A 7,616-nucleotide genomic window follows, 5' to 3' on the forward strand; every position below is an offset into this window, starting at 1 on the left:
CGGGTTTTGCTCAAATAACACAGAAACCCGCAGGCTGAAGCCTGGGGCTATACGAACAAAGCCCGCCTGCGCGGGCTCATCCCAAATCCGGTTGTAAAAAATTAGCTTTCCTGTTCAGCCTGCGTCGGCAGGCTTCGTCTGTGTAGCCCCACCCTTGAGGGTGCGGGTTTTACCGACCGATCGCAACCGTCAACCCTATTAATCCTTCGTCAAAAAGGGTTGACGGGGTAAAAACCGGATCCTTGTGCCTTGAATTAACTCCTCAATCCCTGCTTCGATTTCTGCCTCAGACTCGCCATTGAGACTAATTAGCAACTTCAAAATTTTGAACGTGGCGGTGTGGGTTAAAAAGTAGCCCCCATGTAAATCCAGTTGGCCGAAGAGGCGACTATAAGTCAGACTCAGGACATACATCAGGGTATTGATCAGGTCGATCGCCAACCCGCGATGGGACTTCAGGGACCAAAAGATGCCATTCACGCCCAGGGTCTCGGAACAGTCGATATAGTTAAAACGCTCAAATAGGTCATAAGCAGAGGTGGGACTCGCTGCTGCTTGGGAGACCAAGACATTGCGAATGTAAGGGCGGTAATTGGCGTTGGGATAGCGATCGTCTAAGGGTTTGAGGTAGACATTCCCCAGACGATAGGCGGACATTTCGATACTGGGTTCACTAAACCAGTTGCCGAGAGTCGGCATATAGCGCAGGATAATATCGCGATCGCTCGACATCAGGTAAATTTGACGGCAACGACGCATGGCGGACCGCACGTAGTTGTTGCGACCCTCCCGGAGGAACTCTAGGGGGATATCTGGGGAGGCCAAAATTAATTTATCTAGTCGCAGGCGATCGCCAATCTTGCTGGACTCTACTCCATTTGGATCCTCAATATCTCCATCATCCTTGCCAAAGCGATCGGACAAAATTCGCAAAGTATTCACCAGCAGGAGTCCCCCCATACTGTGACCCACCAAGTTCACCGCAATCTCTGAGTTTGACCCAGAAACGACAGGATTCGGCAGGGAAACAGAGCCTTGATTTTTGGCTTCAATCGAGCCTAAAACCGGCGTGGATACTTCTGTTTTGGGTTCTTGGCTTGTTTTTTCAGCCCTCCGATTCAGCGCGCGGTCTAAGCGCCAAAAGAATTCGGCTAAATCTGGTGCACCATAGTGAATTGCCCGATAGCGATCGCGCTGATAAACCAACACCCGCAAACACTGCATCAACAGCACCCAAAGAATAAACAGGGGCGGAACCACCCAATACCATTGCAGACCCACCGCACTCAATTGGATCCATTTCCAAATTGGACCAATTAGGGGGAGGAATTCTAACCCTTTGAACAGGGGAATTCCGAGCAGTTTGACCATTCCATACAATCCGCTGCCAATAATGCCAGCAAATCCGGAAAGCACAAAGGAGAATTTGAAAATAACGCCCCAATTTTTGGAAAAATCACTCCATAATCCGGGACTGGTAAAGGGTTGTTCACTGGGCCAATGATATCCGATATAAAAATGATTGTCTTTTAATCGGCTATCCTGGGAAGACTCTTCGCGATTTAGGGCTTTGGCCTCCTTCATGAATAAATCATAAAAGGTGGCGGCAGAGGTGGCATAGCCGTGGGTACGCAGGGTGATGCGATCGCAAAATCCTTCTCCCACAATTTCCGCGAATTCATCTACATTAAATAAGGCACGGAATCGGTCAGGAGGAGGTAATTGACGGTCTACATAAAGAGAAATGGGAGCGGTGCTAATGACTAAAAAGACGTTCGGATAATGGAGGTCTTGGTAGATTTCAAAATTACGCGCCGAATTTTCCGAAAAATGGCGGCTGCACCAGCTATTGAGTGTCGCCATCACATAGTTTTCATCCACCGTTTCGCGAAAACAAGGAAAGTCAGCAACGGGGTGACTTTGGCAGTATTGCAGACACTCCCACTGTAATGCCTCCACAATTTCTTTTTCCGAAAGTTTGCCGCCATAAGCCAATAGTTGAGCCGTTGTCAGGGTCTTTCGGTTGGCAGATTTTTCCCGGTTATTCGGCAGGGGAAAATCGAGAGAGTTCGGGCAATTATAGGCAAGCTGCACGATTCGGGCTTTCACCCATCCATCGGAAAAAGGAGCGGAATTTTTAACAATGGATTCGAGCCATTGACAGTCATTTTGTAGGGTTTCTAGTGATTTGGTATCCCAAGTTAATGGCAAATCAGCATATTGGCGAGAAAGAATCATAAGATAAAAGGGGGTAAATGCTTATGAAGTGGGACCGATTGAATTTATTTAGGGCAGTTTGAAGGAGATGAAGCACGGTCAAATTTTCTTGAACTTGCCTAGATTTCAAGAAATAGCTGACAAACTCAAGGAGATTTAAGAGGGAAATTAAAAGAATCAGTTTATGTGATTCTTTAGCCTAAAAGTTAGAGTTTGTTTAGGGTTAACAACGATGTACTCTCTGAAGAGAAATATATCCGGTTAAAATGGTTGGGAGTGGACAGTTCTTTAGGTGGCAGAAAGGAAAAATAGGTCAGGTCCCTTGAGGAGGATGTGGGGGAGGGTTGATTTCTGACTGGACTGAAGCACCATCAAGTTTGAGTCAGTTGTGCAAACAATGGTTAAGAAACGACTGAAGTCGTTACTACGAACTTAGGAGGGGAGGAAACGACTGAAGTCATTACTACGAACTTAGGAGGGGAGGAAACGACTTCTTATACCAAATCCGGTTGTTAAAAGTCGGTTTTCTGAATTAGCCCGCGCAGGCGGGCTTCGTCCGTATAGCCCCGGGCTTAAGCCTGCGGGTTTTTACAGACCTTTGACAACCGGATTCCGTATTGGGTTCGTAGTGACGAGCTCCGTCGTCTCCGGCGAGAGGAGTGGGGTAAAAATAAATAAAATAAGCCTGCATGAAGATTGGAGAGGGTTCTCATGCAGGCATTGAAGGTTAAAAATTAAATGAAGGGTCTAGGAAAGTGCGATCGCCTCTAGCACTTCAGTCCAGAGGGGAAGCTTATTCAAACAGCCAGTTTTTGACCCGTTGTAAACTCTTCCAATCGGGTTTTCGGTTCAATCCCTCATCGATATTGTCCTTCACTTCATCGCGCAATTCTGCGGCAACCATCATCAGTTGTTGGACGATTTCGATGTGAGTACGGACGCCTTTTTGACCGCTATCGAGCATCGCTACCGCCAGGTTAACCTGAGCTTGAGCATCTTGGGGATTGAGTTTGACCGCTTTTTGAGCTGCCTTATAGGCTGGAGTTGGTTTATCGGCCAATAAATACAGCCAAGCCAAACAAGTCCAAGCGGGACTATTTTTTGGGGCGCGATCGCAGATATCCCGGAACACCGGAATCAGGGTGTCTGGGCCTTCACCAGCTTTGTAGCGTTCCACGCCACTGGTAAATTGAGATTCAACGGTTTCAGTCATAAGCGGTTCTTTTCATGCAGTTGTTCGATTGTATCCAAAAGGCCGCCCGGTTTTTCAATTCAGGGGAGATGGGGGAGATTGGGGAGATGGGGGAGATGGGGGAGATGGGGGAGATTGGGGATGTTTGTAGTAACGACTTCAGTCGTTTCTGGGTTCTGGGTTGATTCTGCCTTTGACAAGGAGACTGCTGAAGCCCCAAAATAGTAAACCCAGGTCAGAAGGCTGACCTGGGTGCTTAGAGTCTACGAGAATCAGGAGGGACGGTGGCGATTGCAAAAGAAGTTAAAATGGGAGGTGCCAGTTAGGCAGAAAATGACTTGCCGCAGCCACAGGTTTGAGTGGCGTTGGGGTTGGTGAATTGGAAACCACCACCGATCAGGGCATTGCTGTAGTCAAGGGCCATGCCATAGATATAAAGCAAGCTCTTGGGATCGCAAACCACTTTGAAGCCTTCTTCATACTCGAAGACTTCATCGTTGGGTTGAATATTGTCAATCTGTTCAAAATCCATCGTGTAGGACATCCCTGAGCAGCCACCCCCGCGCACGCCAACTCGCAGACAAAGGTTTTCCCCCCCTTGTTGGCTTTGCAGGGACTTAATGTGCTTGATGGCAGAATCGGTGACGATAATTCCGCGTTGTTGAGGCTGTGTTGCTTGTGTCATGAGTTTACTGGTCTCCTTATTCCGGTTCTAACGGTGCTGTTCTAGCTATGCTGTTGTCTGTGTTGCTGTTCTATACTGAGAGGGCTTTAGTCTCTTCTGGGTTCATTGTAGCGAGGAATGCAGCACGGCAGTAGGGGAACCCTAGGAATAGGGTAACCATCCGATGACACCCTTGAGAAATGATCGAGGATAAAGAAGACCAAATCAGCCTGTTCATAACCCGGTTGGAACTGTTCTCAATGTGGGGTAAATTCATCAAGATTGCCAAGTCCTGAATTCCTCCACAACTCCGACCCAATTTCTATGGGATCTTGTAAAGATTCGGAGCGTTTTTATTGTTGTTTTGAATGGTTTGGAATGATAGTAAGTCAGTGAAGAGAATTAACCATCAGATGGACTTAACCCCCATAGCCCTCTCCCGACCTCTCCTTTACAGGGGAGGGAAATCAGGAATAAATATCTTGACTGGGAGGGGGAATTGCTCATGGTTCCCCTATCTGAGGATGTCGGGACAGTAGAGGGAAGACAACAGGGTTGCTTGAGCTCTACTGTAGAATTTAGCAGCGAATTAGAGCCAGCCACCCGGTTTCTTGTCCGATTTTCTGGAATACTCGATCGCAGCCCTTGGGGAGGAGATTAGGGAATTTGATCTCATTTTAAATTGATTTAGATTCACTGATTGACCTGTTAACTGGCTATTTTAACCCTCTGTGTGTACACCCTATACTGAATTGTTTATGGCAGGTTTAAACCGCTCTACCTTTCGTCGCTTACAACAACTCCAACAAATTCCGTCGGTCTGGGAAGGCGATCGCCGTCCGATGTCCGAACCTCTGCCTATAGGCTCCTCGGCTTTATCGGATTATGATTCAGAAAACGGCGGGGACTGCATTATGTGGGTGGATGGGTCCCAAGGAATCGTCCGTTCAATGGATGTAGTCTCCCCAGATACGGGTCCCGAAGCGGTGGTTCGCACCTTGCTCAGAGCAATGGAACACCCTCACAGTCCAGCTCTTCCCGGTCGGCCCCAAAAAATCGTAGTCAAGGACCGGGAAATCCAGTTTTTTCTCCGAGGCGTCCTTCAGGACCTGGGCATTTCCATCGAGTATGTGCCGGACCTCCCTCTGATCGATGAACTGTTTCGCGGGTTTCAGGATGTGGTCGATCGCAAACCGCCTCTGTTACCCCCGCAATATGTGGAGAGTTTAGAAGAAAAAGCCTATCAAGTCTGGCAGGCGGGTCCCTGGGAATGTCTGGCGGATCATCAAATTATCTCCATTGAACTGGAAGGGTTGGATATGGGAACCCTGTATGCCTGTGTCATGGGTATGCTGGGATTGGATTATGGGATTCTGTTATATCGGTCCCTGGAATCCCTGACTCAGTTTAGAAAGCGGGTGATTGCCAATGAATCCCCGGAACGGTTAGAAGAAGCCTTTTTATCCCAAGATTGCCTATTTATTACCTTTGAAGGCGCTGAGGAAGATGACGATATCGACCTCTCGGATCTTCCTCCCAGCGAGATTAAGCCGACTTTTGGCAATCTTCATCCCTTAGAAGGAATGCGAGCGATTCTCTATGATGAGGAGGCCCTGCTGACGATTCTGGCCCTGGATGCGTTTGCGCGTTTCTTCCGCAGTGTTCGCCGCAAGCTGACGGGTGGGAAGTTCCCCAACTTAAGTCAACGCTATCAAATTCCGGTTCCCCAAGGAGGCGATCGCCAGGGTCCAGATACTGTGGCGGTGACGGTGAGTACGATGCCGGAAATAGCGGCCAAACTGTTTGAAATGAGTGTCAGTGCCCCTGATGACGAGGATGACGAGGATGATGATGATGAACCCTTGTTGCGCGATGATTTGGTGCCACCGAACTCGTTTCTCAGTCTCGGGGTGGTTCCTTGGGAAGTGTTGAAAGACCTAGAGGCATCAGCTTCTTATTATCAATCGGCTCAAGTTCATGCCAGCGGCGATGGGTTGCCAATTATTTTGATTCAAACCTCTCGACCTAAGGCGAAAGCGATGATTGAAACCTTAAAAGAAGCCGGGGGAGTAACTGGAATTGGTTTTAATCCCGGTGAAGACCCCCTCGGCGGTAATCGCTTTGATTTGGGCATTTTAAAAGCAGAAAATGGTGAACTTTTTCTGTTTGGGGAGTTTATGGAAGATGACCCGGTTCACGTTGCAGCGCGTAAAAAGTGGGATGGCCGCTGTAAGAAAACCAAGGGATATTGTGGGTTGGTGATTGCAATGGGGTTGACGGGAGCCAGCCGTGGCAATCCTCAAAAGAAGGATATGTTGGCGTTGTTTGAGGTGCGATCGCTCTCCCCAAAAGATATCAATCTCGGAACCTTACAATTGATGCCGATGCCTTTTTAAATTCAGACTTCGACCTTTGCTCGATCGCCCAGAGTGATCTAACCCCCCAACCCCCTTCCCACCTCTGAAGGTGGCCCTCTCCACCCCTCCCCTGTCTAGGAGAGGGAGGTATAAGGACTAAATGTCTTTGCACCGAAGGGGGAGAAGAGAAAGAAGATAGTTTTTGAGGTGAATCCATCGTACTTGATATAACCCCAAAACATTGGAGTTGTGGAAAGTGTTATGTTTCCGGGCTTGCAGATAAAAATTCCCGCATATATTGATTCACCCGTTCGGGTTGTTCTTGTTGTACCCAATGGCTACAATTGGGAATATAATGAATCTGTAAATTCCGAACGTAGGATTCAGTCCCGTAGGTTAATTCTTTCCCGAGGGCGGTATCATTTTCTCCCCAAATGATCAGGGTGGGAACTTCTAAGATGTTCCACTCTTTGTCAAAGACTAATTCCCATAGGGTTTTGCGGTAATAGTTGAGCATGGCAGTCAGCGCACCCCGTTTGGCGGCAGCGTTTTTATAGGCGGTAATATCAGCCGGGGAAAAGGCATTTTTATTCACAGCCATGCTTTGAAATACCATTTCAATGGCTTGATAATCATTGAATTCAAACAGCAATTCGGGGACAACGGGAAGCTGAAAGAAAAAGGTATAGGAACTTTTGAGAATTTGCTGGGGGTTGCTGCGGAGTCCTTCGGCAAATTTGGCGGGATGGGGAATATTGAGGACAATTAGTTTTTCGACTAACCGGGGATAACTGTAGGCAAAATACCAGGCGATCGCTCCTCCCCAATCATGACCGACTAAGACACAGCTTTCATACCCCAATCCGGTAATAATTCCCTCAATATCTTTGATTAATTCTTGGATACTGTAAGCTGATAAATCTTGAGGTTTATCGCTATCGTTGTACCCGCGCATATCCACGGCAACGACTTTATAATCTTGGGCAAATTCGGGAATTTGATGTCGCCAGGAATACCAAAATTCGGGAAAGCCGTGAAGCATTAGCATCAAGGGTCCTTCCCCTTGGGTCACATAATGCAGGGTGATTCCATTCACGGCGATCGTGTTGTGAGTCCAAGTTTCTAAGGCAGTTGTCATATCGTTCTCTCTGTTTTCAGTCTAATTCAGTCAGTTTAATCTACATCG

5 protein-coding genes are annotated in these 7,616 nt (G+C 47.7%); 1 reads left to right on the forward strand and 4 read right to left on the reverse strand.

What is annotated here, in order from left to right; all coding sequences use genetic code 11:
* Positions 1-198 precede the first annotated feature (198 nt).
* The 3 genes from NG833_RS21235 to NG833_RS21245 form a co-directional block, all read right to left on the reverse strand.
* On the reverse strand, positions 199-2,238 hold the full coding sequence (locus NG833_RS21235; protein ID WP_254567270.1) for an alpha/beta hydrolase: 2,040 nt from the start codon (positions 2,236-2,238) through the stop codon (positions 199-201).
* A gap of 772 nt (positions 2,239-3,010) precedes the next feature.
* The gene (locus NG833_RS21240) at positions 3,011-3,430 is read right to left on the reverse strand and encodes a M48 family metallopeptidase (RefSeq protein WP_254567271.1); all 420 of its coding nucleotides are present in this window, start codon (positions 3,428-3,430) and stop codon (positions 3,011-3,013) included.
* A gap of 301 nt (positions 3,431-3,731) precedes the next feature.
* Positions 3,732-4,094 (reverse strand): iron-sulfur cluster assembly accessory protein, encoded by a 363-nt coding sequence (locus NG833_RS21245; protein ID WP_254567272.1) that lies wholly within the window; start codon positions 4,092-4,094, stop codon positions 3,732-3,734.
* 737 nt (positions 4,095-4,831) lie between these two features.
* Between NG833_RS21245 and NG833_RS21250 the strand changes: the two genes are divergently transcribed.
* Positions 4,832-6,469, forward strand: coding sequence for a DUF6930 domain-containing protein (locus NG833_RS21250; RefSeq protein ID WP_254567273.1), 1,638 nt, complete (start codon positions 4,832-4,834; stop codon positions 6,467-6,469).
* 220 nt (positions 6,470-6,689) lie between these two features.
* Here the strand turns inward: NG833_RS21250 and NG833_RS21255 are convergent, their stop codons facing one another.
* Complete coding sequence (locus tag NG833_RS21255) at positions 6,690-7,568, reverse strand: alpha/beta fold hydrolase (RefSeq protein WP_254567274.1); 879 nt, start codon at positions 7,566-7,568, stop codon at positions 6,690-6,692.
* Positions 7,569-7,616 lie beyond the last annotated feature (48 nt).

Source organism: Oscillatoria sp. HE19RPO (assembly GCF_024220515.1).
Lineage (GTDB): Bacteria > Cyanobacteriota > Cyanobacteriia > Cyanobacteriales > Laspinemataceae > Laspinema.